The organism is Pseudoalteromonas rubra, assembly GCF_000967655.1.
Lineage (GTDB): Bacteria > Pseudomonadota > Gammaproteobacteria > Enterobacterales > Alteromonadaceae > Pseudoalteromonas > Pseudoalteromonas rubra_A.
Window position 1 is genome coordinate 1 of the sequence record NZ_JXYA01000112.1, and the last position, 695, is coordinate 695.

Here is a 695-nt window from a genome sequence, read left to right on the forward strand (position 1 = left end):
CTTGCAGCTGCCAGAGGCGATAAAACAACCGCTGAGTTGGCAGCCCACTACAATATTCATCAGACCCAGATCACTACCTGGAAAAACGAGCTGATACAAAATGCCGCTAGCTTGTTTACCGGAAAATCTAACTCTGGTCAGCAATCAGATGAGGATGTCGAGAAGTTGCACGCCAAAATCGGCCAGCTGACAATGGAGAATGATTTTTTGGCGAAAGTGCTCGGTCGTTAGCAAGAGCACATAAGAAAAATAAACTCGACAAAACACATTCGCTGGCATTAAAACGCCAGTGTGAATTGCTGGAAATTAGCCGTGCTTCTGCCTATTACAAGCCCAAGGGTGAATCGCAGGAAACGCTCGACATTATGAAGGCGATAGATGAAATACACCTGATGTATCCATTCATGGGTAGCCGACGGATCGTCGACGAACTGGCCAAGTTAAACTACCAGGTCAACCGTAAGAAGGTGACGAGACTGATGCGTTTAATGGGGATCTTGGTTTTGTATCCAAAACCGAAAACCACCGTGCCTGACAAAGCACACCGCATTTACCCTTACCTGCTCAGGGATACAGAGGTAACGTATGCAAATCAGGTGTGGGCAACAGACATCAGCTATATCCCGATGGCCAAAGGATTCGTGTATGTTGTTGCGATCATAGACTGGTTTAGTCGTAAGGTATTGTCGTGGAAA

The 695-nt window shown here is 46.5% G+C and carries 1 pseudogene; it reads left to right on the top strand.

The features are described 5' to 3' along the window. Window positions 1–695, top strand: a pseudogene (locus TW77_RS25885) (IS3 family transposase); the annotation flags it as partial.